We start from the raw sequence: 26,991 nt of genomic DNA, 5'->3' as shown, positions 1-26,991 counted from the left end.
GACCCCCGATGGCCCGTCCTGACCTGACCGTGACCGAAGGCGATAGCGGCCTGCGCGTCCGGAACCTTCGCAAGAGCTACAAGAAGCGCGTCGTGATCCGCGACGTGACCCTCGATCTCGATCGGGGCGAGGTGGTGGCACTGCTCGGTCCCAACGGTTCGGGCAAGACCACGACCTTCTACGCCGTGGCCGGGCTGGTGAATCCCGAGGGCGGCAAGGTGACCATCGACGGGCGCGATGCCACCTGGATGCCGATGTATCGCCGCGCGCGGCTCGGCATCGGCTACCTGCCGCAGGAGATGTCGATCTTCCGCGGGCTCTCGGTCGAGGACAACATCACCGCCGTGCTCGACATCGCCGAGAGCGACCGGCACCGCCGCCGCGAGCGGCTCGAGGAGCTCTTGGGCGAGTTCTCTATCGAACACCTGCGCCGCGCCCCCGCGCTGGCGCTGTCGGGCGGCGAGCGCCGCCGCGTCGAGATCGCCCGCTGCCTTGCCGCGAATCCCAAGTACCTGCTGCTCGACGAGCCCTTCGCCGGGGTCGATCCGATCAGCGTCAACGATATCCGTCTGCTGGTCTCGGACCTCAAGAAGCGCGGCATCGGCGTCCTGATCACCGACCACAACGTGCGCGAGACGCTCGAGATCGTCGACCGCGCCTACATCCTGCATGACGGCAAGGTGCTGATGTCGGGCAGCCCCGCCGAGGTGGTGCAGAACGAGAATGTCCGCCGGGTCTATCTCGGCGAGAACTTCCGGATCGGATAAAGCGGATTGTTCCCAGATGGCTGCGCGATTTGACGAGGGTTTGCGACAGATCATTGACAGAACGGCCCCGTTTCACGTCAAATATACCCATGACGCAGCGCATTCTTGCATGCCTGAACGAAGCGCCCCGAGGAGAGGGAAGAAGGGGTCTTTGCTGCAATTGCCTTGCGTCTCCCATGACCTGACACCAGATCTAACCTGCCGGTAAGGCAGGAGCTGTAGTCCGGTCCAAAGAAGAGAAGGAAACAAAAATGCGCTATCAGATCACGGGAAAGCAGATCGATATCGGCGAAGCCCTTCAGACTCACGTCAAGAACGAGCTGGGCACCGTCCTGGAGAAATATGCCTTCAGGCCCACGGATGCGACCGTCACCTTTTCCAAGAGCGCACACGAATATATCTGCGAAGTCACGGTACACCTGTCCACCGGCCTGACCTCTTCGGCCAAGGACAAGGCAACCGAGATCTACGCATCCTTCGACGGCGTGGCCGAAAAGGTGGACAAGCAGCTGCGCCGCTACAAGCGCCGCCTGAAAGACCACCACAAGGAGCGTGCCGAGCCCGTTGAACTCTTCGGAGCAGCCTCGTATATCCTCGCCGGCGAAGCCGAGTCGCATGATGACGAACCGGAATCGCTGCAGCCGATCATTGTCGCTGAGATGGAGACCCAGATTCCATCGCTGACGGTTGGCGAAGCCGTTATGCAGATGGAGCTGGCCGGGGCCCCCGTGCTGGTCTTCCGCAATGAGAAAAAGGATGGCGTCAACGTCGTGTATCGCCGCGACGACGGCAATATCGGCTGGATCGATCCGTAAGATTGATGCGGCCGCGGCCTGAAACGCCCCAGAGCAGACAGTGAAAGGCGGTCTATGACCTTTCTGGAACTTCTGAAACCGCAGGCGGTGAAGGTCGTCGCTGCGGCGAGCAGCAAGAAGCGCCTGATGCATGACATCGCGGAGCTGGCCGAGAGTGCCTATGGTCTTTCGGCCCCCTCCGTTGTCGAGGCATTGATGGAGCGCGAAAGCCTTGGCCCCACCGGTGTGGGCCACGGCGTCGCCCTTCCCCACGCCCGCCTGCATGGCATCGACGAGGTGAAGGGCGTCTTCATTCTCCTCGAGAAGCCGGTGGAGTTCGAATCCGTCGACCGTCAGCCGGTCGACGTGGTTCTGTCGCTTTTCGCCCCCGCGGATGCCGGGGTCGAACACCTGAAGGCGCTGGCGCTGGTCTCGCGCACGCTGCGCGACGCGGCGCTGTGCAACAAGCTGCGCGCCAACCCCGACGCCGCCACGCTGCACGCCATCCTCACCGAGGATCGCTCCTCGCAGGCGGCCTGAGCATCGCTCCGCGGCCGGGCTCGCCCGGCCGGGACGGCCTCGACGCCAATTCCCACATGACCAGCCACACACGCGGCAAGACCCGGGGTCGCCGCGCTCTTTGCGTTGGCCTTTGCGGAAGTGGGGCGGTGGGCGGTCAGCCCCAGTCGTCGAAGCCGAACATCAGGTAGTCGCGCTGGTAGGCCTCGCGGGCCGCGCTTTCGAGCTGGTCGTCGTAGATCTGCGCCAGCGCGTAGGGCGCCTGCGTCGGCACCGATACCGGATCCGGCGGCGCGGCGTGGCCGACCTGCATCGCCAGCGCCGGCAGGTAGCTCGCCATCTCGTCTTCGCGCACCAGCATGTCGGGCAAGGTCAGCTCCGACATGCCCTGCAGCACCTGCGCCTGGCTGGCCCAGTGGCCATCGATCCGCACCGCGGTCTGGCCGGCGAGGTTGGCCTTCAGGAAGAGCAGGAAGGCGGTGAAGGCCTCGCGATGCGCTTCGAGCGTGTAGTCGGCGCCGGGCTCGCCCTCCGGGATCGGCAGGTTGTGGGCGCGGCGCAGGGTCTTGCGGATGCCCTTGTAGCTGCCCTTGCCGGTGCTGAGGATCTTCGAGCAGAAGGCATCATGTGCCCGCGCCAGCGGGTGGCGCAGCACGGTGAAGCTGCGATGCCCAGGGCGCTCGCGCTTCCACTGCCGCAGGCTTTGCTGGTTGAAATCCTGCGCCAGCGCGTCCGTGCCCACGCCGTCGAGCGCGCAGAGCCAGTTGAGCACCGCCGTCTCCGGGCCGGAGCGGATCGGCATGTAGAGCAGCGGCGTCTGCGCCGCGCCGACATAGGCCGGCACCGCCGGCCCGCGCCGGGGCTCGAAATTCGGAGTGCGGGTCAGGTTGAAGCGGTCGAGCCGTGCCAAGGCCTGCGCCATCTCGCCGAAATTCTCGACCTTATCGGAGATATGCGCCGGGTTCTGCCGCTTCAGCGCGGTGTTGAGGCTGTCGAGCTGCGAGGACGCGCCCAGCCACTTGGCCAGCCCGTTCATCACCGCGACATCCTGCAGATCCTCGTAGGCGACGTAGAAGGCCGTCTGTCCGGTGGTCTGCAGGGCGGTCATCAGGGTGACCTGGAAAGCCTGCAGCGCCTCGAGATGGGCCTCGAACTCGGCGGCGTCGAACTGCGCCTTGGCATCCTTGCGCTTCTTGACGTTGGTGAGCTTCCACTGCCCCGTCGCCTGCGCGATCTTCCAGCTCACGTAGCTGTCGACCGGGTTGCGGGTGAGGATGATCTTGGCGCAGCTTGGGTCCTCGAGGATCGCGGGAAGGATGCGCGGATCGTGATCGTGGAAGAAGCGGAAGCCGGCGAGCCCGCCCTCGTGGCGGCGGATCTCCTTCAGCAGTCCCATCGGATCGCGGTCGCGTTCGGCCTGGGTGATGCCAAGTACATCTTCTGAATTGGGGTAGCCGATGAAATGCGGGTTGAAGACCTCACCGAGACAGCTCAGCCCGTCGAAAGTGTTGAGGTTGGCCTCGAGGAAATTCGAGCCGGTGCGCATCTCGGCGAAGACGACGAAACTATCGAAACGGTCGGACATGGCGGGCCTATTTCTTCACGAGATACGGTTTGCGCGCACTGCGGCGGGGCTGGTGGGCGGCGTGCTCGACCGGGAAGTCGCCCATCAGGTAGGGATGCATGCCCTGGTTCTTTAGGTTCTGCAGGAACTGCCCGAACCCGGTCAGATCCTCCATCACCGGGGCCTCTGCGAGGCGGCGATGCGCCTTCTGGCCGATCTCGTCGATGACGATCTGCAAGGGCTCCATCGGCGCCTCGATGAACTCCGCCATGGTCCAGATCCGGATCCGCGCCTTGGCTTCGGGCGCGCGCAGCTGATCGAGCATCCTGTGCTCGACCTTCTGCAGCAGCGCGGCCTCGGCGCGCAGGTCGGCGAAATTGGCGTTGGACTTGAACAGCGGCACCGCCCAGGCGCCCGAGATCACGCTGACCTGGGCATTGGGATCGCGCGCGATATCCCAGATGATTTCGGGCGTGTCGTGGGGTCCGTACTGGAAGCACTGGCGCTCGCCGCGGGTGTTCCAGAGCAGGTTGGTGAGGAAAGCCTTGGGGTTGGCATCGCGGATCGCGGCGCTGTCGGAGAGGGCGCCGTTCAGGACGGTCTGCCCGCCGGCGAACTCGGCCCGCTCAGGGCCGAAGAGATGGCCGTGCACCTGCGCGCCCGTCGCGCGGCCGAGCCAACCCTCGAACTCCTTGAACAGCTCCGAGAAGCCCTGGAAGACCGAGTACTTGCTGGCGGTGAGGCCGTTTTCCCAGCCGTGATTGGGGAAGCGCGACTGCATGTAGAGCCCGGTGCGGCCCCGGGTCCGGCGGTCGACCGCCTTGGCGAAGATGCGGTCGATCTTGCCGGGGTTGGGCTCCTGCCGGTTCTGCTGCGATTCCGGGTGGTTGAGGAAGGCATCGTAGAGCCGCTCGGCGTGCGGCCAGATCTTGCGCGCGACGAAGCAGTCGGAGCGGCGCAGCAGCTGCAGGTGATCATCGTAGAAGATGTGCGGCTTGCCCTGGAAATCGAACTTGGACAGCGTCAGCGAGCGGCTCTCGATGCGTGTCGAGTAGAGCCGCGCGAGGGTCTGGAAATAGCTCTCGTCGGGGATCCAGACGCGCTTGAAGTAGCGGTCGAACTTGCGCCGCTCGGGATTCTGCAGGATCGCTGTCAGGGTCTGTCGGGTGAGGCACCACCACTGGCTGCCCATGTGCGGGACGACCCCCTTGGGAATGCGGCGGCGCATCCCGAAGCGGCGCTGCAGCTCGACGAAGCGGTCGAACAGGTAGCGGCTCTTGCGCCAGGAGAACGGGAACAGCAGGGTGAAGCGCTCGTGGTCGAGCCCGCCCACCGTCCAGGGGACATCCGCTGTCGTGGCGCTCTCGATGAAATCGGTGCGCGGACGCTCCTCGAGATAGGCGATCAGCTCCTCGACCGGGCGCAGCGGCAGGCAGGAGCCGGAGGTCAGGTAGACATGGCGGACGCCCGGATAGGCGTCGAGCAGCAGCTCGGAGGCGTCCTGGCTGGCCGCGACCAGCCCCCAGGTGCCCCATTCGCAGCGGTGGCGCCGCGAGAAGTGAATGTCGGGCTCGTCGGAAAGGCTGCGCACGAAGCCGTCATAGACCTTCCTGGGCACCATGCTGTCGACATGGATCACTACCGGGCAGCCGGCTTTGGTCCAGTGGCGGGCAACCTGCTCGGCGCGGCCGAGCGCGGTGTGCACCAGCATCACGATGCCGACGCTCATGCCCAGTTCCCTTTCGACATCAGGCCGAGGATCTCGAGCTGGCGCCAGTTGATGTATTTTTCCGACCACTTGCACCAGAGCTCGGGATTCTCGCGGATGCCGGCGGCATAGGCGAGATACTCGGTCGAGCCGGCGTAATGCTCACGCCGGTTCAGCTCTTCCTCGGCCTTGGCACCGAAGGTGTCGAGGAACTTGGTGTGCAGCAGCAGGCCGCTGGCCTTCTCGCCGCCCCACTCGTCATAGACCGCGTTGAGCCCGCGCGGCAGCAGCATGTGGGTCGAGCTGACATAGGTGTAGCGCCTGTCCCATTTGACCAGCGGGATCTTGTTGAGCGCGGGGGCCCGATCGGGGCGGTCGGGAAAGAACACCCGCGCCCGCGGCCCGCCCTGGATCCACAGGTTGCCGAAACGCTTGTTGCGGCTGATCGTGTAATTGCCGGCATCGAACCACGACGCGATCTCGAGCGGGTTCTGCCCGCGCTCGTAGGGCTGCGCGTCGATCCGGCCCTTGGGATACATGTCGAGCAGCATGGCCGAGAAGCTCTTGATCGAGGAGGCATCGAGCCAGTCGGTCAGGGCGCGCAGAGGCCGGGTGTCGCAGAACGGGTAGAGGAAGAATTCGTCGGGATCGACGGTCAGCGCCCAGTGGCCGTGGCCATATTTGCGCAGCAGGAAATTGATCCAGTCCATGCCGAAGCGCGAGCGCTTGTAGCTGCCCCGGCTGCTCCAGACCGAGACATCTTCCTGCCGCGACAGGTAGTCGAGCGAACCATCGCTGCTGTCATTGTCGACGAAGAAGAAGTGGTTCACCCCCATGTCCCGGTAATACTTCAGGAAATAGGGCAGGCGGACGCCTTCGTTGCGCTGCGTGCAGAACACCAGGAGATCGCTCGAGCGGAGTTTGTCGGTCCGGTTGGTGACGGGCATGAGCTCGCGGCTCTTGCGCAGCGCACGAATGCGCCAGCGCTTGCGCTGAAGCCTCAGCCGGTATGACTGCCATGCACCCACTGTGCGCCCTCGTGCGGCCGGAAGGTCCGGCCCCGTTCCCCTGCGGCTATCAGATCAGGGTTAACACGGTCTTGAAGTGCGCCTCCCAGCCCGGCGGGGCAAATGCCTCCGCAGCGCCTGGTGCCTCGCCCCGTCCTGCCCGCCGATCCTCGGCCATCGTTTTTATCGACTGGGTCCAAAGATACCGCTCCGTTACCGGAGCGTAAACGGGAATATCCCCAAGCACTTCGCGCAGCACCGAAAGGTTGCTCGCGAGCACCGGCACCCCGAGCGCGGCGGCTTCGATCGGGGGCAGGCCGTAGCCTTCGGCGAGGCTGGGGAAGAGCAGCCCGGCGCTGCCCTTCAGCAGCGCCGCGACCTGCCCGTCCGAGAGCCCGGGCAGCTCGTGCACGCGGGGGATGCCTGCGTCGAGCCGGGCGAAGACCTCGGCGTTGTTCCAGCCGCGGCTGCCGCAGATCAGCAGCTCTGCGTCGGGCGGATCCCGTTCCCAGATGTCGAGCAGCAGGGCGTGGTTCTTGCGTGGCTCGATTGTGCCGAGCGCGACGAAATAGGGCCGCCCCTGCCACGGGCCCTGCGGGGGCTGCGTCGGCTCCGGGAGATCGATGCCGAGATGCGCGACGACGCTCGCGGCGGGGCTGTCGGGCAGGTGGCGGCGCAGGTCGTGCTCGGTCTGCTGCGAGTTGCAGATCACAAGATCCGCGTGGCGCCCGATACGCGTCAGCATGCCCGAGAAGCGTTCGGGAATCCCCGGGGCCTGATGCTCGGGAAAATCGAGCGGCAGCGTGTCGTGCAGCAGGACGGCGATGCGGCTCTCCGGCAGCGCGCGGAGCGCGGCGATGCTGCGCTCGGTGACATTGGTGTGGCCGGTGTTGAGGTAATGCGTTCCGGCGGGCAGGTGCCTGTGCAGCACCCGGCCCAGCCCGGAGGGCAGGCAGCGGGCCAGCGCGACGGAGCGCAGCGCGCGTTCGGCCCCCGCGCGCCCGGGATCGAGCCGGCGCAGCCTCGCCAGCAGATCGGGTTCGGGCCAGTCGGCGGCGTCGATGCGGCGCTTCAGCTCGGCGCAGCCGCGCTGGTCGAGCAGCAGGTAGCCCAGCGAAGAGCGCACCAGCCCGAAGAGCGGGCCGGTGCGGGAGAGCTCCCGGAGATAGGCGTATTCGACCCGGTCGATCCCCGTGAAGGGCCGTCCGGCGCGCGAGACGAGGCGCGTCAGATCCAGTAAGCGAGCCGGTGGATCAGCCCTCGTAGTGACCATTCTGGTGCCAGCGCCAGGCGTCGGCGATCATCTGCGGCATGGTCGAGCGCTCCGGCGTCCAGCCGAGCTCGGCGGCGGCGCGGGTCGAACCCGAGACCAGCTTGGTGGCGTCGCCGGCGCGGCGCGGGCCCTCGGAATAGGGCACCTCGCGGTTGGTCACCGCGCCCGAGGCGTCGATCACCTCGCGCACCGAGAAGCCCTTGCCGGTGCCGAGGTTGAACACCCGGCTTTCCTTGCCGTCCTGCAGCCACTTGAGGCCCAGCACATGCGCATCGACGAGGTCCATGACATGCACGTAGTCGCGGATGCAGGTGCCGTCGGGTGTGTCGTAATCGGTGCCGTGGATGGTCAGCGCCGGGCGCTTGCCATCGATCGCCTCGAGCATCACCGGGATCAGGTGGGTCTCGGGGCGGTGATGCTCGCCGACCTCACCGTCGGGATCTGCCCCCGCCACGTTGAAGTAGCGGAAGATCACGTGCTTGAGCCCGTAGGCGGCACCGAAGTCGCGCAGGATGTTTTCGACCGCGCGCTTCGAGGCGCCATAGGCGTTGAGCGGCTCCTGCGGGGTGCTCTCGTCGAGCACCACGTTGTCATGCTCGCCATAGGTGGCGCAGGTCGAGGAGAACACGAAGTTCAGGCAGCCTGCCGCCGTCGCGGCCTCGATCAGCGTCAGCGAGCCCTCGACATTGTTGCGCCAGTAGCGCCCGGGCTCGGACATCGCCTCGCCGACCTGGCTGAGGGCGGCGAAATGCATCACCGCCACCGGCTCATATTTTGCGAACACCGCGGCGAGGCGGGCCCTGTCGGAGAGATCGCCCTGCTCGAAGGGGCCGAACTTGACGGCGTCCTTCCAGCCCGTGACGAGGTTGTCATACGTCACCGGCGTGAAGCCGGCGGCTTTCAGCGCCTTGCAGGCGTGCGAGCCGATATAGCCCGCACCGCCGGTCACCAATACGTTGGTCATCTGTCAGTCTGTACCCGCTTACTGCGCTGCCTTGCGGGCCGAAACGACCTCGTGGAGATAGGCTTCGAGATCGTCGCGCAGATCGTCGCGCGACAGGCCGAAGGCGACGGTGGCCTGCAGGAACCCGGCCTTCGAGCCGCAATCGTAGCGCTGGCCGTTGAAGCGGTAGCCGTAGACGCCGGCCTCGCTGCCGATCTCCTTGGCGATGGCATCGGTGAGCTGGATCTCGCCGCCGGCGCCGGCGGTCTTGGCGTCGAGGTTCTCGAGGATCTTCGGCGAAAGGATGTAGCGGCCGATCACCGCGAGGTTCGAGGGCGCTTCACCGGCCTTCGGCTTCTCCACCATGCCCTTGACCGAGACCAGCGAGCCCATGTCTTCCTGCACGTCGAGGATGCCGTAGGCCGAGGCCTTGTCGGCCGGCACTTCCATCGCGGCGACCATGTTGCCGCCGGTCTCCTCGTAGGATTCGACCATCTGCTGCAGGCAGGGCTTGTCGGCGGCGATGACGTCATCGGGCAGCATCACCGCGAAGGGCTCGTCGCCGATCAGGCGCCGCGCGCACCACACCGCGTGGCCGAGGCCCAGCGCCTTGTGCTGGCGGATATAGGCGATCTCGCCGGAATCCATGTAGGTCTGCTTGAGAACGTCGAGAAGCTTGTCCTTGCCCTTGGTCTCGAGCTCCTGCTCGAGCTGGGGGGCGTGGTCGAAATAATCCTCCAGCGCGCTCTTGCCGCGCGAGGTGACAAAAATGAATTCCTTGATGCCCGCGGCCCGCGCTTCGTCGATGGCGTATTGCACAAGCGGACGATCGACGAGGGTCATGATCTCTTTCGGAACCGACTTCGTCGCCGGAAGAAACCGCGTTCCAAGACCCGCCACCGGGAAGATTGCCTTGGTGACCTTGTTGCTCATAATGTCCTGCTCCTAAAAATCGAAACGCGGCTTTGGCCTGCACGCGTGCACTTGATTCTCTACCATGTAAGCCCTACCGCGCAAACAGGGCAAATTCGCGTCAAATCCCCCGTAGATTGAGTGGATTTGACGCCTTAAATTCGTTCATCGTTATCCCGAACGGCTGAGACTCGGGCAGTCTCAAGCCGCAGGCGTTGCGCGAAACCGTGCAGTTGCAGCGCCGCGCCCGATCGGTCGCTGCGCCCCCAGAGCCCGCCGATCTGCTCCCAGTAGCCTTCCGGGCGAAACCTGAGCCGGTGAAACAGCGCCGTGTGCGAGAAGCGGTAGGCGCTGACGATCTCTCCCTCGGCGGCGCGCCGGGCCGCCTCGCGGCGCATCCCGGCGCGGTTCCAGACCCGTCCGGAGAGCACGTGGCGGGGCGCGCCGGGGCGCCCGGGATAGGCGAGAAACGGCGCGCGCGACGCGGGCAGCGGCGGCAGCTCGCCGAAAGGGCGCGCGCGCCCCTCGCGCCATCCCCTGTCGAGGCCGCGCATCAGGCGGATCACGTCGTCCGGGCCGAGCGGCCCGCGCTGCAGGAAGCGGAGCAAGCGGCGCTTCTGCGCGTCGCGCAGCGCCAGCCACGCCATGCGGCGCTCGGGTTCGGGGCAATGCTTGGCGAGGAACACCGCGAAGGAGGCGCCGATCTCGGTGAGGTCGCGCGGGCTGCGGTCGCCGGCGCGGCGCGGGCTCTCGGCGTAGCCGTGATGCACCTCTGCCAGCGGAACGACCGCCACCGCATGGCCACGGGCGGCGTGGCGCATGTCGAGATCGGTCTCGTCGAGGAAGAAGCGGAAGGCCGGATCGAAGCCACCCATCTCTGCCAGCAGGCGGCGACGGTGGGCCATGTTGGTGCCCTGCAGCTTCACCGCGACGCCGGGGCGGCCCCGCAGGATGCGCGACCCGGTGCCCTCGAGGGGCAGGTCGCGCTCCTGCGCGCGGGCGGTGACGCCCTGCGCCCGCCACTGGTATTCGATGCCGTTGCGCCCGCGCACGTAGCCGCCCGCCGCCGCGACCTGCGGATCGGCGAAGGGCGCGCAGAGATGCGTGAGCCATGTCGGCTCGGGCACCGCGTCATCGTCGAGAAAGGCGACCACCTCGCCGGCGGCCTCGGCAATGCCGAGATTGCGCGCCGCCGAGATGTTGGGCTCATCGAAGGCAACGAGCTTGATCCTGTCCGCGTCCGCGCGGGCGGCGACCGTGGCGGTGCCCTCGGGGCAGGCCACCACGATCACCTCGTAGGCCGGATAGTCGAGCTGGGCGACGCCGGTCAGGCAGAGCGACAGCGCGCCGGGGCGGCCCCGGCTCACGATCACCACGCTGACCGGGAGCGCGCCCATCGACGCGTCAGCCTTCCTTCAGCTCGACGCCGGGGGCGTAGGCGATGAAGAAGGGGTTGGCGAATTCCGCCTTGCCATAGGCCAGCGGGGTGTGGTCGTCGAAGCGCACCACGCGGCCGCCGGCGCCGTTGAGCACGGCGTGGCCGGCTGCGGTGTCCCATTCCATGGTGCGGCCGAGGCGCGGGTAGAGATCCGCCTCGCCGGTGGCCACCAGGCAGAACTTCAGCGACGAGCCGGCGCTCTTGGAATCGCTGACCTGATACTTGTTGATATAGTCGTCGGTGGCCTGATCGCGGTGCGACTTGGAGGCCACCACCATCAGCGCGCTGTTGTCGGCGTCCGACACCTTCATCGGCGTGGTCTCGCCCATCGTCTCCTTGTCGAACGGGCCGGTCTCCTCGACCGAAGCGCCGGTCGCGGTGGTGTAGAACATCCGGCCCTTGGCCGGGGCATAGACCACGCCGCGGGTCGGCACGCCGTCTTCGACCAGCGCGATGTTGACGGTGAAATCACCGCGGCGCTTGACGAATTCCTTGGTGCCGTCGAGCGGATCGACGATCAGGAAGGTCATCACGTCCTGGGTGTGGCTGTCGGCCTGCTCCTCGGTGACCAGCGCAACGTCGGGAAAGGCTTCGCGCAGGCCGGCGGAGATCAGCGCGTCGGCGGCCTCGTCGGCCTCGGTCACCGGGCTGGCATCGGATTTCGACTTCACCTCGAAATCGTCGCTTTCGTAGATCTCCATGATCTTGTCGCCGGCTTCGAGGGCGAGGCGGCGCATGACCTGAACAAGAGTTTCGTAATTCAAAGTGGTTCTCCTTTACCGCGGCGGCGCAATGTTTGCGTTGGCAGCCACGTTTCCTTATGCTTTCCTGATTGAAGATGGGCAAGAAAGACCCGTCGCCCCCGCTGGCACCGGAGCAGTTTTGCCATGTTTCAGACCACGAAGCCGCGCTCGCGGCTGGGTTCCGCGCTCTACATCTCGGAGTTGATCTACCACAACTCGGTGCGCGCCGTCCGCCGGACCCACGGCAACGCGTTCATGGCGATCTTCATGAACATGCTGCAGACCATCATCTTCGTGCTGGCCTTCTACTTCATGTTCCAGATCCTCGGCATGCGCAGCACCGCGATCCGGGGCGATTTCATGATCTACATCATGACCGGCGTCTTCCTCTACATGACCCACACCAAGACGCTGAGCGCGGTGGTGGGCTCCGAGGGGCCGGCGAGCCCGATGATGCAGCACGCGCCGATGAACACCGCCATCGCCATCGCCTCGGCGATGCTGAGCACGCTCTACATCCAGATCCTCAGCCTGGTGTTCATCCTCTTCGTCTATGACGTGGCCTTCAATCCCTTCGTCATGCAGGAGATCCACGATCCCATCGGCTGCCTCGCGATGATCCTGCTGTCGTGGTTCTCGGGGGCGGCGATCGGCATGGTGTTCCTGGCCGCGAAGCCGTGGTTCCCGACGCCGGTGCAGATCCTGTCGACGGTCTACCAGCGCGCCAACATGATCGCTTCAGGAAAGATGTTCGTGGCCAACACGCTGCCCAGCTACATGCTGGTGATGTTCGACTGGAACCCGCTGTTCCACACCATCGACCAGTCGCGCGGCTATGCCTTCGTCGATTACAACCCACGCAATTCCGAATGGGAATACGCGCTGTACCTGTCGCTGGTTCTCATCATGATCGGCCTCATGGGGGAGTTCTATACGCGCAAGCACGCCTCGGCGAGCTGGAGCGCGCGGCGCTGAGGCGCGGCTTCCCGCGAGGGCATCCCAAGAGTTCAAACGTCTCAAAGGAGGGCAACCGATGTTCAGATATGCACTGTTTTGCTTGGCCACCTGTCTTGCGGGGGCGAGCGCCGCACAGGACGCGCCCGCGCTTTATGACGTGACCGGCGTGGCCGGCGATGACCAGCTCAACATCCGTGCCGCCCCCGAGCCCGGCGCCGCGCAGATCGGCACGCTGGCGCCCGACGCCACCGATATCGAGATCACCGCCATCAACGAGGCCGGCACCTGGGGCCGGCTCAACACCGGCGAGGGCAGCGGCTGGGCCTCGCTCTCCTTCCTCGCCATGCAGCCCGGCAGCGCCATGCCCGACGCCGCCGAGGTGGGCTGCTTCGGCAACGAGCCGTTCTGGAGCTACCGGGTCGAATCCGACAAGGTCGCGACCTTCTCGGCGCTGGGCGAAGACCCGCTCGATCTTCTCGCCGGCGAGACCCGGCGGGTGGAGGCGGGCCTGCACCCCTTCGTCTCCGTGGCCGCGGCGCCCGATCTTCAGGCGATCCTCGTCATGACCCCGGATGCGGCCTGCAGCGACGGCATGTCCGACCGGCTCTACGGGCTCGACGCGACGCTGATCCTGACCGGCAAGATCAGCCGGGCGGTCACCGGCTGCTGCACGCTCACGCCGAACTGACGCCGAGCGCCCGCGCCGTGATGCAGCGCTGGCTGCAGGGCATGCGTGGCCGAGGCGGCGCCGATGGGGGCTTCGCGCCGCCGTGACCGCAGCGAAGAGTGCGGCCGATCGCGGAACCCGGGCGGGGCCGCCGGCATTGGGAGAGTGAAGACACGCCAAATAGGAGGCACCATGCGTCACATCACTCTCCCCGCCCTCTCGTTGATCCTCATGACCGGCGCCGCCGCCGCGCAGAGCGTCGACATGTCCTCGCTTTACAGCGTCGATGACGCGGACGTGCTTGGCCCCGATGGCAGCAAGATCGGCGAGGTCGAGGAAATCCTCGTCGACGTCACCGGCATCCCGGTCGCGGCCGTGGTCGAAGCGGGTGGCTTTCTCGACATCGGCGACGAGGACATCGTCGTCTCGCTCGACGATCTCACCTTCGACAGCGGCAATTACAGCACGCTGATGACCGCCGAGGAGCTCTCCGAACTCCCCAAGTGGGACGACTGAGCCTCACCGGCAGGACAGCCTGACTTTGCGGCGCGCCTCTCAAGGGCGCGCCGTTTTGCGGTCGATGGCTGCGCGTTGTGCAGATTGCGAATGATCATGCACTCGTGATCGCGTTATGTGCGCTGGCCAACAGCTCGCGGCATTGTCGCGGCGCGGATCGCACCTATGTCCTGCCTCCGAACCAAGGGAGGGCCGCTTCCCGGCCCGAGCGCGAAAGGACATGACCATGACCGAAGCCCTGTTCAGCAAGTATACCGCCGGCGCCATCGAGATGAGCAACCGCATCGTGATGGCCCCGCTGACCCGCAACCGTGCCGATGACGTAGACGGCACCGTCAACGATCTGCACGTCGAGTATTACCGCCAGCGCGCCAGCGCCGGCCTGATCATCACCGAGGCGACGCAGATCTCGCCCGCCGGCAAGGGCTATATCCAGACGCCCGGCATCCACACCGAGGCGCAGGCCGCGGCGTGGAAGCGCGTGACCGACGCGGTGCACGAGGATGGCGGCAGGATCGTCGTGCAGCTCTGGCACGTGGGCCGGATCTCGCACACGTCGCTGCAGCCCGGCGGGCAGGCCCCCGTGGCGCCCTCGGCGATTTCCGCAGGCGTCCAGACCTTCACCCAAAACGGCTTCGAGGATACCTCCGAGCCGCGCGCGCTGACCGAGGCCGAGATCAAGGCGACGGTCGAGGATTATCGCAAGGCCGCCGCCTTCGCGATCAAGGCGGGTTTCGACGGGGTCGAGGTGCACGGCGCCAATGGCTACCTGATCGACCAGTTCCTCAAGACCGGGGCCAACCAGCGCGATGACGCCTATGGCGGCTCGATCGAGAACCGGGCACGCTTCCTCTTCGAGGTGCTCGACGCGGTGACCGACGAGATCGGCGGCGACCGCACCGGACTGCGCCTGTCGCCCTTCTCGCCGGCCAACGGCATCGACGACGCCGACCCGCAGGCGGATTTCGAATACGTGGTGCCGAAGCTCAACGCCTATGGCCTCGCCTATCTGCACATGGTCGAAGGCGCCACCGGCGGTTCGCGCGAACTCGAGGAAGGCCAGAGCATCGCCGCCCTGCGCAAGCTCTTCGATGGCGCCTACATGGCCAACAACGGCTATGACCGCGAACTGGCGCTGAAGACCGTCGAAAACGGCGACGCCGAGCTGGTGGCCTTTGGTCGTCCGTTCATCGCGAACCCGGATCTCGTCGACCGTCTGCGCCGCGACGCGCCGCTCAACGCGGGCGACCAGAGCACCTTCTACGGTGGCGGCGCCGAGGGGCTGATCGACTATCCGACGCTGGAAGACGAGGCCGCCTGATCCGGTTATGCTTGTGTGGGCCCCCGCCTTGCGGCAATAGCGGGGCCTGCACTCGCGGCAAGGAGCCGGATCATGGATTACTCGAAATCGGGCGGCGCGCGCCCGGGCAGCAACGCCCCGCGCTACGACCGCCACAAGGATGCGCCCAAGGGCAAGTCCAGCACCGCCGGCAAAGCGGCCAGCAAGGCCGAGCTGCTGGCGCGGATGAAAGCCGCCCAGTCCAAGGCCGAGGACAAGACCGAGGACAAGGGCTGAGCCCACCGGCGGATGCGACCGATCAGGGCCGCATCCGCACCCTTTCCGCAACGCCATGCGCCGATCACATCCTCCGCGCCCCGTGACGCGGCGATCCGCCTGTCCGGCGGTGTTTTCGGTGCAATCCTGCAAAAGTCGTCTTGCGGCGCTTGCCGCGCTTGTTCATGCTGCCGTGACCGGAGCGAGGCGCGGTTGATTTCCGCAGGGCGTGACCCCACCTTAATTTCCGAGACAGGGGATGGCGGGAGCCGCCGGAGAACCGGGGCCGGGCCATCCTGCCAAGACGAAGGAATGCTTATGCAACAGCCTCTCAATTCCTCCTATCCCGTGCTGCCGCTTCGCGACATCGTCGTGTTCCCGCACATGATCGTGCCGCTTTTCGTTGGGCGCGAGAAGTCGGTGAAGGCGCTCGAGGAGGTCATGGCCGACGACAAGCAGATTCTGCTTGCCGCCCAGGTCGACCCCGCGGTCGACGATCCCAGCAGCGATGGCATCTACCGCGCTGGTGTGCTGGCCAACGTCCTGCAGCTCCTGAAGCTGCCCGACGGCACCGTGAAGGTGCTGGTCGAGGGGCAATCCCGCGTGAAGATCACCGAATATCTCGAGAACGACGAGTTCTTCGAGGCCAAGGCCGAGCACGTGGCCGAGATGCCCGGCGATCCCGCCGCCATCCAGGCGCTGGTGCGCACCGTCGGTGAAGAGTTCGAGCGCTACGCCAAGGTCAAGAAGAACATCCCCGAAGAGGCGCTTTCGGCGGTCTCCGAGACCACCGAGCCGGCCAAGCTCGCCGACCTCGTCGCGGGCCATCTCGGCATCGAGGTGGAGCAGAAGCAGGAGCTTCTGGAGACGCTGCCGATCAGCGAGCGGCTGGAGAAGGTCTATGGCCTGATGCAGGGCGAGCTGTCGGTTCTGCAGGTCGAGAAGAAGATCAAGACCCGCGTCAAGAGCCAGATGGAGAAGACCCAGCGCGAGTACTATCTGAATGAGCAGATGAAGGCCATTCAGAAGGAGCTCGGCGATGGCGAGGATGGCCAGAACGAGGTCAACGAGCTGGCGGAGCGCATCGAGGCCACCAAGCTCTCGAAAGAGGCACGCGAGAAGGCCGATGCAGAGCTCAAGAAGCTGCGCAACATGTCGCCCATGTCGGCCGAGGCCACGGTGGTGCGCAACTATCTCGACTGGATGCTGTCGATCCCGTGGGGCACCAAGTCGCGCGTGAAGAAGGATCTCGGCCGGGCGCAGGACGTGCTCGATCACGATCATTACAGCCTCGAGAAGGTCAAGGAGCGCATCGTCGAGTATCTCGCGGTTCAGGCGCGCAGCCAGAAGCTCAAGGGCCCGATCCTCTGCCTCGTCGGCCCGCCGGGTGTCGGCAAGACCTCGCTCGGCAAGTCGATGGCGAAGGCCACCGGGCGCGAGTTCATCCGCATCTCGCTGGGTGGCGTGCGTGACGAGTCCGAGATCCGCGGTCACCGCCGGACCTATATCGGCTCGATGCCGGGCAAGATCATCCAGGCGCTGAAGAAGGCCAAGACCACGAACCCTCTCATCCTGCTCGACGAGATCGACAAGATGGGCCAGGACTTCCGTGGCGACCCGGCCTCGGCGATGCTGGAAGTGCTTGATCCGGAGCAGAACGGCACCTTCGTCGACCACTATCTCGAGGTGGAGTACGACCTGTCGAACGTGATGTTCGTCACCACGTCGAACTCCTACAACATGCCCGGGCCGCTGCTCGACCGCATGGAGATCATCCCGCTCTCGGGCTACACCGAGGACGAGAAGGCCGAGATTGCCAAGCGCCACCTGCTGGGCAAGCAGATCAAGGCGCACGGGCTGAAGAAGGGCGAGTTCACCCTCACCGACGAGGCGCTGACCGACATCATCCGCTACTACACCCGCGAGGCGGGTGTGCGGAACCTCGAGCGCGAGATCGCGCGCCTGGCCCGCAAGGCGGTGACGAAGATCGTCAAGAAGGAAGCCGAAGAGGTCACGGTGACGCCGGAGAACCTCGACGATTTCCTCGGCGTTCGGAAGTATCGCTACGGTCTGGCGGAAGATGAGAGCCAGGTCGGCGTGGTGACGGGGCTTGCCTACACCTCCGTGGGCGGCGACCTGCTGCACATCGAGGCGCTGAAGCTGCCCGGCAAGGGCCGCATGAAGACCACCGGCAAGCTCGGCGACGTGATGAAGGAGAGCATCGAGGCCGCGTCCTCCTACGTGCGCTCCATCGCGCCGCAGATCGGGGTCAAGCCGCCGCGCTTCGACAAGTGGGACATCCACGTTCACGTGCCCGATGGCGCGACGCCGAAGGACGGCCCCTCGGCGGGTCTGGCCATGGTGACCGCGATCGTCTCGGTGCTGACCGGGCTGCCGGTGCGCAAGGACATCGCCATGACCGGCGAGGTCACCCTGCGCGGCAATGCCTCGGCCATCGGTGGCCTGAAGGAGAAGCTGCTCGCGGCGCTGCGCGGCGGGATCAAGACCGTTCTCATCCCTGAAGAGAACGAGAAGGATCTGGCCGAGCTGCCCGACAACGTGAAGGAAGGGCTGGAGATCATCCCCGTCAAGCACGTGTCGGAGGTTCTCGAGATCGCGCTGATCGGCAAGCCCGAGCCCATCGAGTGGGACGAGGAGGCCGAGGAGGCTGCCGCGGCCCTGGCCAAGGGCGAGGACACTGCCGCCGGTGCCACCGCGCACTGAGGCTGTTCCAGAGCAAGCATAGGGAAGGCGCCGCAAGCGATTGCGGCGCCTTCTTTCGTTTCCGGCCTTCAAGCGGGACGGGAGCCTTCTTCCGTTCCGGAACTGCAAGCGGGACGCGGCTTCTTTCGGGAGGGCTGGGGGCTGGCGTGAAAGAGGCGTGATCGGTCGGCCTGAGGGGGGCGGGCCCGGCGCTCCGGCGATGGGTCATCGCGAGGGGCCGCGCTCGTGCACATACGAAAAGGCCCCGGCGGATGCCGGGGCCTTGCAACCTCTGTCAGCGGACGATCAGTTGACCGATGTGCTGTCGACCACGTCCTTCTCCAGCGCCGGGGTCTCGGAGGCGCGGGCGATCTGGATGCGGCGCGGTTTCAGCGCCTCGGGGATCTCGCGCTTGAGGTCGATATGCAGCATGCCGTTCTCGTGCACCGCGCCGGTCACGCGCACGTGGTCGGCGAGGGTGAAGCGGCGCTCGAAGGCGCGGGTGGCGATGCCGCGGTGCAGGTAGGTGCGGGCTTCGTCCTCCTCTGCCTTGCGGGCCGACACGACGAGCTGATGCTCCTTCACCTCGACCGACAGGTCGTCATCCGAGAAGCCGGCGACGGCGATCGAGATGCGGTAGGCATCTGCAGCGGTCTTCTCGATGTTGTAGGGCGGATAGGTCGGCTGCGCGACGTCGCTGGTCAGCGCCCGGTCCATAAGGTCGGCAATCTGGTCAAAACCGACGGTTGCGCGGTAAAGCGGTGCGAAATCAAAGTGACGCATGGGTCATCCTCCATTGAGCGATACCATATGTGATGCGCCTTCCCGGCATGGGACAGGCGGCTTGAACGGTCCGGGGCCCTGCAACAGGCACCCCGGATACCCCTTAGTTGGGGAGGCGGATTCGGGCTTTCAAGACCTCGGCGTCAGGGCTTCACGAAGCGCGCGCCGATGCCATCGCGGTTGCTGCCGCCGACGGTGATGCGGCGTGCCCCGGTGGTCACCTTCGGGCGGGCATCCTCATGGTTGAGCCGCTGCGACAGCTCGCGCAAGAGGCTTGGCAGGCTCGGCCCGTAGGCCTCCCCGCTTTCGTTGCCGGACGACACCACCGACAGGATGCGCAGCCGGTCGTTCTCACGCACGAAGACCGGCGCGCCGGAGGAGCCGAAGGTCACGTCGCAGTCGAAGCCGAGGATGTCGGCGCGGTAGCGCTGGGTGATCTCGCAATCGGGCTGGCGGGAGAGCACCTCCTCGCGGCCGCGGCCATAGGAGACGACGCTGACCCGGGTGCCGGGGGATGGGGTCTCGTGCACCCGGAACGGATCGGCCTCGGCGCTCGAGACCGGGGCCTCGAGCTTGAGCAGCGCCACGTCGGTGGCCACCGCGATCTCGGAGGTCATTGCCTGTCCGGCGGCCAGCTCGGCGCTGTAGCGGTCGGGGACCGTCCAGCGCAGCACCCGGCGTTCGGTGATGGCGCTGCCGTGGTGATAGCCGGCGCGGAACACCATGCCGCGGGCCGGCAGGGGCTGCCGGGTTGCCGAGTCGTAGACGCAATGCGCCGCGGTCAGCACGAGATCGCGGGCGATCAGCGCGCCGGTGCAGAAGCCGCCGGGCAGGTCGAGCCGTCCGACCGCCTCCCAGCCGAGCATGTCGCCGCGGCTCTCCATCACGTCGAAGGCCGTGCGGCTCTGCGCCTCGGCGGCCGAGCTCAGGCTGGCAAGTGCCATGCCGACGGCGGCGAGATATCTCAGGGCGTTATAAATTTTGCACCCGTTTCCCGCCGCATCCCGGCGTTGACTGTCTGGCGTACAGTGTCAGTCTCGATTGCAGCGCGTAGCTCCTGCAGCGCGCTGCCGATCTCGGCCCCGAGCGCCACCGGGCGGCCATCGGCCTGCGCTTTGGCCGAGATCACCGAAACGATCACCGGCGCGTCTTCGGGGCCGGAGAAGACCGGCGACCCGGAGGCGCCGAAATCGACCTCGCAGGACAGCACCATCATTCGGCTCTGCCGATCGAGCACGCCGCAGAGCCCCTGAAGGGAGGGCGCCTCGGAGCGGTCATGCGCGTAGGAGACCACGCTCACCTCGCTGCCGACCGCGGGATGCGGACCGGTGGGGAAGGGGCGGATGGTGGTGTTGCGGATCGGAAGCTGCAGCTGGATCAGTGCGATGTCGGTGCCGACCCGGTCACCATCCCTGGGCGCGGTGAAATCGTAGTCGGGATGCGCCATCGTCCGGCGCACCCGGCGATAGGCCGCGGCCCGCCCGCTGCGCCATCCGGCGAGAAACTGGATCCGGTCCGCGGGAATCTTGGCGCCGGTCTCGACGTCGAAGAGGCAATGCGCGGCGGTGAGGACGAGATCGGGGGCGATCAGCGCGCCGGTGCAGAACGCCTTGCCGGCCAGTTCGAGACGCCCCACCGCCTCCCACGGCCGACCATCCTGACGGCTTTGCATCGAGAACAGGCTGCCATCCGCCCAGACCGGGCCACAGAGGCAAATCGTGAGGATCGCCAGAAATGCGCGCACCAATACTTCCCCTTCTTACAGTTTCGGGAAGTATAGACGGTCTTTGTCAAAAATTGGGCGCAACCGGGTCCGGCACTCGCGTCGGCATCACTCCGCCAATGACCTCGGCTTCGGCCCGCCGGTGGCCCAGTCGAGCAGCTCCACGGTGTGCACCACCGGCACTTCGGTGCCGGATCCGATCTGCATCATGCAGCCGATATTGCCGGCGGCGATGATGTCGGGCTGCTTGGCCTCGAGCGTGCGCACCTTGCGCGCCTTGAGCTGGCCCGAGATCTCGGGCTGCAGGAGGTTGTAGGTGCCGGCGCTGCCGCAGCAGAGGTGGCTGTCGGCGGGCTCGACCACCTCGAAGCCGGCGCCCTTCAGAAGCGCCTTGGGGTGGGTCTTGATCTTCTGGCCGTGCTGCAGCGAGCAGGCGGCGTGATAGGCGACCCGGATCGGCCCGCTGCCCTCGGCGCCGGGTGCCTCGGCCATGTCGGTGCCGGCGATCTCGGCCTTGGCGAGGTTGCGCGAGGTGACCTCGGCCTCCGGCATCAGCTCGGACAGCAGCTCGGAGATGTCACAGGCCAGCTCGGAGACCCGCGCGGCATCCGCCGCGAGCGCGGGATCGGTGCGGAACATGTGGCCGTAATCCTTCACCGTGGTGCCGCAGCCCGAGGTGTTGATGACGATGGCATCGAGCCCGTCGCGCTCCAACTCGGCGCACCAGGCGCGGATGTTGCGCGCCGCCGAGCCGTGGCTCTCATCCTCGCGCCCCATGTGATGGGTCAGCGCGCCGCAGCAGCCGGCCCCCTTGGCCACCACCACCTCGCAGCCCAGCCGGGTCAGCAGCCGGATGGTGGCATCGTTGATATCGGTGTTGAGCGCCTTCTGGGCGCAGCCGGTCATCAGCGCGACCCGCTTGCGGCGTGGCGCCTTGGGGGCAAAGCTCTGCGGGTCGTCATTGCGGCTGACCGGCGGGATGACCTTCGGCGCCATCTCGAGCATGGCGCGCAGGCGCGGGTCAGGCATCAGCCGCGCGAAAGGCCGGCCGATCTTGGCGCCCAGGAGGGCGGCGCGGAAGCGGGTCGGGTAGGGGATGATCCGCGCCAGCAGCCAGCGCAGCGCGCGGTCGCTCCACGGGCGTTTGTAGTTCTGCTCGATATAGGCGCGGGCATGATCGACGAGGTGCATGTAATGCACCCCCGACGGGCAGGTGGTCATGCAGGCGAGGCAGCTCAGGCAGCGGTCGATATGTTTGACGGTCTTCTCGTCGGGCACCCGCTCGTTCTCGAGCATGTCCTTGATCAGGTAGATCCGGCCGCGCGGGCTGTCGAGCTCGTCACCCAGCACCTGGTAGGTCGGGCAGGTGGCGGTGCAGAAGCCGCAATGCACGCAGGCGCGCAGGATCTCGTTGGCGCGCTCGGTGCCGGGGTCTTGAAGCTGCTGGTCGGTGAAATGGGTCTGCATGGGGCTCTCAGGAGGTCATCATCCGGGCGGTGGCGAGCCCGAACCAGGGAAGGGGAGTGGCGCAGAGGCCGAGGATCGCGATGGCGCGGCGCGGGGCGGCGGCGGTCAGCTGGCGGCGCAGGGCTAGCGCCACCATCGTCACCGCCAACACCCAGCCAAGCCACATCCGCACCAGCGATGGGGCCGGTGCGACGGGCTGCAGCACCAGCGCGAGGAGCGCGCTCGCCACCACCGCCAGCGCGAGCGCAAGCAGCGCCGTCAGGCCACCGCCAAGCCGCAACAGCAGCGCGAAGAGCAGCGGCCCCGCCACGAAGCACAGCGCGAAGGCGATGAAGGCGGAAGGGCTCATGCCATCAGCCCGGGGTTCAGAAGGCCCCTGGGGTCGAAGCGCGCCCGGAGTCCGGCGCTCAGCGCCGCCACCGGCGCCGGCTCGGGCTGGAAGGTCGGGACATCGCCCCCGCCGCGCACCGCCGTGGCATGGCCGCGGAAGCCGGCGCCGAGCAGGCTGCGCGCGTCGCTGCCCGCGGGCAGCAGCGCCCAGATCAGCCCGCCGCCCCAGTCGAAGACCAGCGCCTCCGCGCCCAGCCGCGCCGCAAGCGCGGGCGCCTCCGACGGCGTGCAGGAGATCCGCCAGACATCGCCCGGTTTCCCGTGAAACGCCTCCACGTCGCGCACCGCTTTCCACAGCGCGGCAGAGCGCGCCGCATCGGTCTCGACCTGTGGCTGGTGGCGGGCGAAAAGCTCCGAGAGCCGCCCGGCGCGGTAGGCCACCGAGTCGGCAAAGCCCTCGATCCGCACCAGCGTCAGCGGCCCGCCCCCGGGCCCCTCGGGCAGATGCGCCGCGCCGCTGACGTCGAAGGGCGAGCCAAGCGCCTGCGACAGCGCCGGCACCGCCTCCTCCGGGCTCAGCCCGGCCATCACCAATGTCGCCGTCGCCGCCGGTTTCGGCAGCACCTTGAAGGCGATCTCGGTCATCACGCCCAGCGTGCCCCAGCTCCCCGCCATCAGCTTGACGAGGTCATAGCCGGTGACGTTCTTCATCACCCGGCCGCCATTGCTCACCACCCGGCCGGCGCCATCGACGAAGCGCAGGCCCAGCATGAAATCCCGGCAGGCCCCGGCCTGCACCCGGCGCGGCCCCGAGACATTCGCCGCCGCCACGCCGCCGATGGTCGGGGCGCCTTCGGTGCCCAAGAGTCCGCGATGATCCATCGGCTCGAAGGCCAGCCGTTGGCCCTCGGCCTCCAGCGCCGCCTCGATCTCGGCCACCGGCGTGCCCGCCTTCGCCACCAGCGTCAGCGCGCCCGGCTCGTGCAGCACGATGCCCGAGAGCGCGCCGGTCTCCAGCACCTTCCCGGCGCTCTTCCCGATGGCGCGGGTGCCGCCGCCGCGCACCCTCAGCGGGCCGCTCGCGGCTCTGATCATCTCGGCCAGCTCGGTCTCTGTCTCAGGTCTCATGTGCTTCTCTGGTTCGAAAATACCTCGGGGGAGTCCGCGCGCCCCGCGCGGACGGGGGCAGCGCCCCCTACTCGGCCGCCACCGCGCGCCGCGTCTCCGACACGTGCAGCGGGAAAACCTTGGCCGGGTTCAGCAGCCAGTTCGGGTCGAACACGTCCTTCACCGCCATCTGCGCTTCGAGATCGGCCGGCGCATACTGCACGTCCATCAGGTCGCGCTTCTCGATGCCCACCCCGTGCTCGCCGGTCAGGCAGCCACCGACCTCGACGCAGAGCTTGAGGATCTCCGCCCCCAGCGCCTCGCATTTCTCCAGCTCGCCGGGCTGGTTGGCGTTGAACAGGATCAGCGGGTGCATGTTGCCGTCGCCGGCGTGGAACACGTTGGCGACCTCGAGCCCGACCTCGCGCGACAGCTCGCCGATCCGGCGCAGCACCAGCGGCAGGGACGACACCGGGATGGTGCCGTCGAGGCACATGTAATCGTTGATCTGACCCATCGCCCCGAAGGCGCTCTTGCGGCCAAGCCAGATGCGGCCGGCCTCGTCGGCATCGCGCGCCTCGCGCAGCTCCACAGGGTCATGACGGCGGGCGATCTGGGTGATCAGCCCGAGCTGCTCGGCGATCTCCGCTTCCGAGCCCTCGACCTCGACGATCAGCAGCGCCTCGCAATCGGGATAGCCCGCTTTGGCAAAGGCCTCGCAGGCGACGATGCAGGGCCGGTCCATGAACTCGATCGCCACCGGCAGCACGCCGGCCTTGATGATGTCCGAGACGCACTCCCCCGCCACCTCGTTGGAGTTGAACGCGATCAGCACCGGGCGCGCGCCCTCGGGCTTGCGCAGGATGCGCAGCGTGGCTTCCGTCACCACGCCAAGCTGGCCTTCCGATCCGCAGACCAGCCCCAGCAGGTCAAGCCCGCCGGGGTCGAGATGCGCGCCGCCGAGCTCGATCACCGTGCCGTCCATCAGGACCATGGTGACGCCGAGCAGGTTGTTGGTGGTGACGCCGTATTTCAGGCAGTGCGCCCCGCCCGAGTTCATCGCGATATTGCCGGCGATGGCGCAGGCGAGCTGCGACGAGGGGTCGGGGGCGTAGAAGAAATCCTCTTCCTCGACGGCACCGGTGACGCTGAGATTGGTGCGCCCGGTTTGCACCCGGATGAAGCGGTTGTCGTAATCGGTCTCGAGCACTTCGTTCATCCGCGCCACGCCCAGGATCACCGAATCCGCCGTCGGCAGCGCGCCACCGGCAAGCGAGGTCCCCGAGCCGCGCGGCACCACCGGAACGCCCTCCTCGTGACAGATCTTCAGAACCGCCGAGACCTCCTCGGTCGTGCTCGGCAGCACGGCGCAGAGCGGCGGGCAGCGATAGGCGGTGAGCGCGTCGCACTCGTAGGCGCGGGTCTCGGCCTCGTCGTCGATCACCGCATCGGCGGGCAGCACCTCGCGCAGGCGGGCAACGATCTCGGCCTTGCGGGTCAGCACCCTGGCATCGGGCTCGGGCATCTGCATCTGAGGGTCCTCCCTTGGAATTGGTAAAGTGATATAACCAATTTGCCGCGCACGCGCCAGACATTTTCCCACGCGCCCTGATCAGGCCCCCGCTGCATCTTGCCTTCGCCGCGCAAACGGTAGCATGACTGGGGCATGGACTGGGTAAAGATCATACATCTTCTCTGCGTGATGGGCTGGATGACCTCCATCTTCGCGGTGCCGCGCGCGCTGATCTACTGGAAGCGCGAATACGACCGGCTGGGCGAGTTCGGCCCGCTGGGTGACCTGACCATCCGGCTCTACCGCTTCTCGGCGGGGCTGGCGGTGATCGCGCTGATCACCGGGCTGGTGCTGGCGCAGTTCTGGTCCTGGGCGCCGTGGATCCACCTCAAGCTGGCGCTGGTGGCGCTGCTCGCGGCGCATTATGTCTGGACCGGCAAGCTGGTGATCCGCGCCAAGCGCGGCGAGTTCCGCGAATCCGACCTGTTCCTGCGCATCTTCAACGAGATCAGCGTGGTCGGCGTGATTGCCGTGCTCTGGGTCGTCGTGGTCAAGCCGTTCTGATCCATGCCCTGGCTCGACCAACTCGGCTATTTCACCCTGCTCGACCTGATCGGGACGCTGCTGCTCGTGCTGGGCTGGCTGCTGTGCTCGTGGTTCGTCGAGCACCCGCCGAGCTGGCGGCCCTCGGTGTCGCGGCTGATGGCCAATTACCGGCGCATCTGGATGGCCCAGTTCGTCACTCGGCAGCCGCGCATCTTCGATTCGCAGATCGTCGCCTCTCTGCGCCAGAGCACCGCGTTCTTCGCCTCCGCCTCGATGATCGCCATCGGCGGCATCTTCGCGCTCTTGGGCAACACCGAGCAGCTGCGCGGGGTGGCCGGGGATCTGACAGACGGGGTGGCGCCGGTCTTCGTCTGGGAGGTGAAGCTGCTGCTGCCGCTGCTCTTCGCCGCCAATGCGTTCCTCAAGTTCGTCTGGTCGAACCGGCTCTTCGGGTATTGCTCGGTGATGATGGGCTCGGTTCCGAACGAACCCAGCGACCTGGCCTATGCCCGCGCCGCCAAGGCGGCCGAGATCAACATCTTCGCAGCGAAGAGCTACAATCGCGGCCTGCGCGCGGTCTATTTCGGCATTGCCTCGACCGGCTGGCTGATCGGGCCGGAGGCGCTGCTCGCCACCACGATCTTCACGCTGGTGATGATTTTGCGCCGCGAGTTCGCCTCGCAGTCGCGCGAAGTGCTGCTGCAGAGCGAGCCCGAGAGCTGAGGCTGCGCGGCTAGTCGACCGCGCGGATCAGCTTGCGCTCGAGCACCCGCAAGACGGTGCGCAGGTCATGTCCGCGCTTGAGCACCTGGCCTTCCATGCTGATCACCGCGTACTGCCCCTGCTTGCTGCGCAGCTTGGGGCGTTTCTCGATGCGGTAGAGCGGGTGTTCGGCGGTGCGGCGGAACACCGAGAAGATGGCGACGTCGCGCAGGCTCGAGATACCGTAATCGCGCCATTCGCCGGCTGCGACCATGCGCCCGTAGAGCGAGAGGATGACGTTCAACTCGGTCCGGTGGAAGGCGACGACGTCCTGCGCGCGCCCGGGCCCCGGAAAAGGCGTTAGGCTGTTCATGGGGTAAAGCTGCGCCTGATATGGGCGCAAATCAAGGGCTCGCCGTTCAAAAGCGGCGTTTCTGCCGTGCGGAGGGCGGGCAGAGCCGCAGGCGGCGGCGCATTTCAATCTGCGGATGTGTGGCCCTGTACCGCGAGCGAAGGCGGCTCCGCCCTGGTGCCGGATCGCGATGGGATCAAGGCGGCAGCGTATCGGCCCCTCGGGGCGAGGTGCGACTATGCCAATACTCGAAGGGGAGTAATGGTGCCCAGGAGAGGACTCGAACCTCCACGGCCGTTAAGCCACTGGTACCTGAAACCAGCGCGTCTACCAATTCCGCCACCTGGGCACAGGTGGTATGAGGGGGGCGTTTAAGGGTCCTGCCAGTCGCCGTCAAGCAGG

The 26,991-nt window shown here is 66.8% G+C and carries 27 protein-coding genes and 1 tRNA gene; 11 read left to right on the top strand and 17 right to left on the bottom strand.

Going from position 1 to position 26,991, the window contains the following annotated elements:
- Positions 1-8 precede the first annotated feature (8 nt).
- The 3 genes from lptB to KUV62_RS07840 all read left to right on the top strand — a co-directional run bounded on the left by lptB (position 9) and on the right by KUV62_RS07840 (position 2,101).
- On the top strand, positions 9-767 hold the full coding sequence (lptB, locus tag KUV62_RS07850) for an LPS export ABC transporter ATP-binding protein (RefSeq protein WP_222603135.1): 759 nt from the start codon (positions 9-11) through the stop codon (positions 765-767).
- Positions 768-1,018: 251 nt separating this feature from the next.
- Positions 1,019-1,582, top strand: a complete 564-nt coding sequence (gene hpf / locus KUV62_RS07845; RefSeq protein WP_222603134.1) for a ribosome hibernation-promoting factor, HPF/YfiA family — start codon at positions 1,019-1,021, stop codon at positions 1,580-1,582.
- A 54-nt stretch (positions 1,583-1,636) separates the two neighbouring features.
- Entirely contained in the window at positions 1,637-2,101 is a 465-nt protein-coding gene (locus tag KUV62_RS07840; protein WP_222603133.1) for a PTS sugar transporter subunit IIA, read from the top strand.
- Between the two features lie 136 nt (positions 2,102-2,237).
- Here the strand turns inward: KUV62_RS07840 and KUV62_RS07835 are convergent, their stop codons facing one another.
- The 8 genes from KUV62_RS07835 to cysQ all read right to left on the bottom strand — a co-directional run bounded on the left by KUV62_RS07835 (position 2,238) and on the right by cysQ (position 11,689).
- Positions 2,238-3,665: a nodulation protein NodH gene (locus KUV62_RS07835; RefSeq protein ID WP_222603132.1), complete on the bottom strand. Its 1,428-nt coding sequence runs from the start codon at positions 3,663-3,665 to the stop codon at positions 2,238-2,240.
- A gap of 7 nt (positions 3,666-3,672) precedes the next feature.
- Entirely contained in the window at positions 3,673-5,373 is a 1,701-nt protein-coding gene (locus tag KUV62_RS07830; protein WP_222603131.1) for a beta-1,6-N-acetylglucosaminyltransferase, read from the bottom strand.
- A complete protein-coding gene (locus tag KUV62_RS07825) occupies positions 5,370-6,299 on the bottom strand; it encodes a glycosyltransferase family 2 protein (protein WP_261395455.1) in 930 nt (309 codons plus the stop codon). The genes KUV62_RS07830 and KUV62_RS07825 overlap by 4 nt, the downstream gene beginning before the upstream one ends.
- Before the next feature lie 130 nt (positions 6,300-6,429).
- Positions 6,430-7,632, bottom strand: a complete 1,203-nt coding sequence (locus tag KUV62_RS07820; RefSeq protein WP_222603130.1) for a glycosyltransferase family 4 protein — start codon at positions 7,630-7,632, stop codon at positions 6,430-6,432.
- Complete coding sequence (gene galE / locus KUV62_RS07815) at positions 7,613-8,596, bottom strand: UDP-glucose 4-epimerase GalE (RefSeq protein ID WP_222603129.1); 984 nt, start codon at positions 8,594-8,596, stop codon at positions 7,613-7,615. The genes KUV62_RS07820 and galE overlap by 20 nt, the downstream gene beginning before the upstream one ends.
- 18 nt (positions 8,597-8,614) lie before the next feature.
- Entirely contained in the window at positions 8,615-9,508 is an 894-nt protein-coding gene (galU, locus tag KUV62_RS07810) for a UTP--glucose-1-phosphate uridylyltransferase GalU (RefSeq protein ID WP_222603128.1), read from the bottom strand.
- Positions 9,509-9,642: 134 nt separating this feature from the next.
- Positions 9,643-10,884 (bottom strand): glycosyltransferase family 2 protein, encoded by a 1,242-nt coding sequence (locus KUV62_RS07805; RefSeq protein ID WP_222603127.1) that lies wholly within the window; start codon positions 10,882-10,884, stop codon positions 9,643-9,645.
- 7 nt (positions 10,885-10,891) lie between these two features.
- Positions 10,892-11,689 carry a 3'(2'),5'-bisphosphate nucleotidase CysQ gene (gene cysQ / locus KUV62_RS07800; RefSeq protein WP_222603126.1) on the bottom strand — a complete coding sequence of 266 codons (798 nt, stop codon included), beginning with the start codon at positions 11,687-11,689 and terminating at the stop codon, positions 10,892-10,894.
- Between the two features lie 123 nt (positions 11,690-11,812).
- Here cysQ and KUV62_RS07795 point away from each other — a divergent pair, with 123 nt between their 5' ends.
- The 6 genes from KUV62_RS07795 to lon all read left to right on the top strand — a co-directional run bounded on the left by KUV62_RS07795 (position 11,813) and on the right by lon (position 18,087).
- Positions 11,813-12,643, top strand: a complete 831-nt coding sequence (locus tag KUV62_RS07795; RefSeq protein WP_222603125.1) for an ABC transporter permease — start codon at positions 11,813-11,815, stop codon at positions 12,641-12,643.
- A 58-nt stretch (positions 12,644-12,701) separates the two neighbouring features.
- Positions 12,702-13,313, top strand: coding sequence for a peptide-binding protein (locus KUV62_RS07790; protein WP_222603124.1), 612 nt, complete (start codon positions 12,702-12,704; stop codon positions 13,311-13,313).
- Positions 13,314-13,484: 171 nt separating this feature from the next.
- Positions 13,485-13,808 carry a PRC-barrel domain-containing protein gene (locus KUV62_RS07785; protein ID WP_222603123.1) on the top strand — a complete coding sequence of 108 codons (324 nt, stop codon included), beginning with the start codon at positions 13,485-13,487 and terminating at the stop codon, positions 13,806-13,808.
- A gap of 226 nt (positions 13,809-14,034) precedes the next feature.
- Positions 14,035-15,129 carry an alkene reductase gene (locus KUV62_RS07780; RefSeq protein WP_222603122.1) on the top strand — a complete coding sequence of 365 codons (1,095 nt, stop codon included), beginning with the start codon at positions 14,035-14,037 and terminating at the stop codon, positions 15,127-15,129.
- A 72-nt stretch (positions 15,130-15,201) separates the two neighbouring features.
- Positions 15,202-15,384 (top strand): hypothetical protein, encoded by a 183-nt coding sequence (locus tag KUV62_RS07775; protein ID WP_222603121.1) that lies wholly within the window; start codon positions 15,202-15,204, stop codon positions 15,382-15,384.
- Between the two features lie 297 nt (positions 15,385-15,681).
- On the top strand, positions 15,682-18,087 hold the full coding sequence (gene lon / locus KUV62_RS07770) for an endopeptidase La (protein ID WP_222603120.1): 2,406 nt from the start codon (positions 15,682-15,684) through the stop codon (positions 18,085-18,087).
- Between the two features lie 285 nt (positions 18,088-18,372).
- Here the strand turns inward: lon and KUV62_RS07765 are convergent, their stop codons facing one another.
- From KUV62_RS07765 to KUV62_RS07735, 7 genes are all read right to left on the bottom strand, one after another.
- Entirely contained in the window at positions 18,373-18,849 is a 477-nt protein-coding gene (locus KUV62_RS07765) for an Hsp20 family protein (RefSeq protein WP_222603119.1), read from the bottom strand.
- A gap of 143 nt (positions 18,850-18,992) precedes the next feature.
- The gene (locus tag KUV62_RS07760; protein ID WP_222603118.1) at positions 18,993-19,793 is read right to left on the bottom strand and encodes a trypsin-like serine peptidase; all 801 of its coding nucleotides are present in this window, start codon (positions 19,791-19,793) and stop codon (positions 18,993-18,995) included.
- Between the two features lie 20 nt (positions 19,794-19,813).
- Positions 19,814-20,596, bottom strand: a complete 783-nt coding sequence (locus KUV62_RS07755; RefSeq protein WP_410000841.1) for a trypsin-like serine peptidase — start codon at positions 20,594-20,596, stop codon at positions 19,814-19,816.
- Between the two features lie 84 nt (positions 20,597-20,680).
- On the bottom strand, positions 20,681-22,039 hold the full coding sequence (gene glcF / locus KUV62_RS07750; protein WP_222603117.1) for a glycolate oxidase subunit GlcF: 1,359 nt from the start codon (positions 22,037-22,039) through the stop codon (positions 20,681-20,683).
- A 7-nt stretch (positions 22,040-22,046) separates the two neighbouring features.
- Positions 22,047-22,388: a hypothetical protein gene (locus tag KUV62_RS07745; RefSeq protein ID WP_222603116.1), complete on the bottom strand. Its 342-nt coding sequence runs from the start codon at positions 22,386-22,388 to the stop codon at positions 22,047-22,049.
- The gene (locus KUV62_RS07740; protein WP_222603115.1) at positions 22,385-23,497 is read right to left on the bottom strand and encodes an FAD-binding protein; all 1,113 of its coding nucleotides are present in this window, start codon (positions 23,495-23,497) and stop codon (positions 22,385-22,387) included. Before KUV62_RS07740 ends, KUV62_RS07745 begins: the two co-directional genes overlap by 4 nt.
- Before the next feature lie 67 nt (positions 23,498-23,564).
- Positions 23,565-25,007 carry an FAD-linked oxidase C-terminal domain-containing protein gene (locus tag KUV62_RS07735; RefSeq protein ID WP_222603114.1) on the bottom strand — a complete coding sequence of 481 codons (1,443 nt, stop codon included), beginning with the start codon at positions 25,005-25,007 and terminating at the stop codon, positions 23,565-23,567.
- Positions 25,008-25,142: 135 nt separating this feature from the next.
- Between KUV62_RS07735 and KUV62_RS07730 the strand changes: the two genes are divergently transcribed.
- Positions 25,143-25,553: a CopD family protein gene (locus KUV62_RS07730; RefSeq protein ID WP_222603113.1), complete on the top strand. Its 411-nt coding sequence runs from the start codon at positions 25,143-25,145 to the stop codon at positions 25,551-25,553.
- A 3-nt stretch (positions 25,554-25,556) separates the two neighbouring features.
- Positions 25,557-26,258, top strand: coding sequence for a DUF599 domain-containing protein (locus tag KUV62_RS07725; protein ID WP_222603112.1), 702 nt, complete (start codon positions 25,557-25,559; stop codon positions 26,256-26,258).
- A gap of 10 nt (positions 26,259-26,268) precedes the next feature.
- On the opposite strand, the gene KUV62_RS07720 is transcribed toward KUV62_RS07725, so the two are convergent.
- Together KUV62_RS07720 and KUV62_RS07715 are read right to left on the bottom strand one after the other, a co-directional pair.
- Positions 26,269-26,610, bottom strand: coding sequence for a DUF2794 domain-containing protein (locus tag KUV62_RS07720; protein ID WP_222603111.1), 342 nt, complete (start codon positions 26,608-26,610; stop codon positions 26,269-26,271).
- Positions 26,611-26,851: 241 nt separating this feature from the next.
- Positions 26,852-26,938: transfer RNA gene (locus KUV62_RS07715), tRNA-Leu, on the bottom strand.
- Between the last annotated feature and the right edge of the window lie 53 nt (positions 26,939-26,991).

The sequence above is a fragment of the Salipiger bermudensis genome, from assembly GCF_019801965.1.
Taxonomy (GTDB): Bacteria; Pseudomonadota; Alphaproteobacteria; order Rhodobacterales; family Rhodobacteraceae; genus Salipiger; species Salipiger bermudensis_A.
The sequence above is the reverse complement of the archived record's forward strand: the minus strand, read 5'-3'. Positions and strand labels throughout refer to the sequence as shown.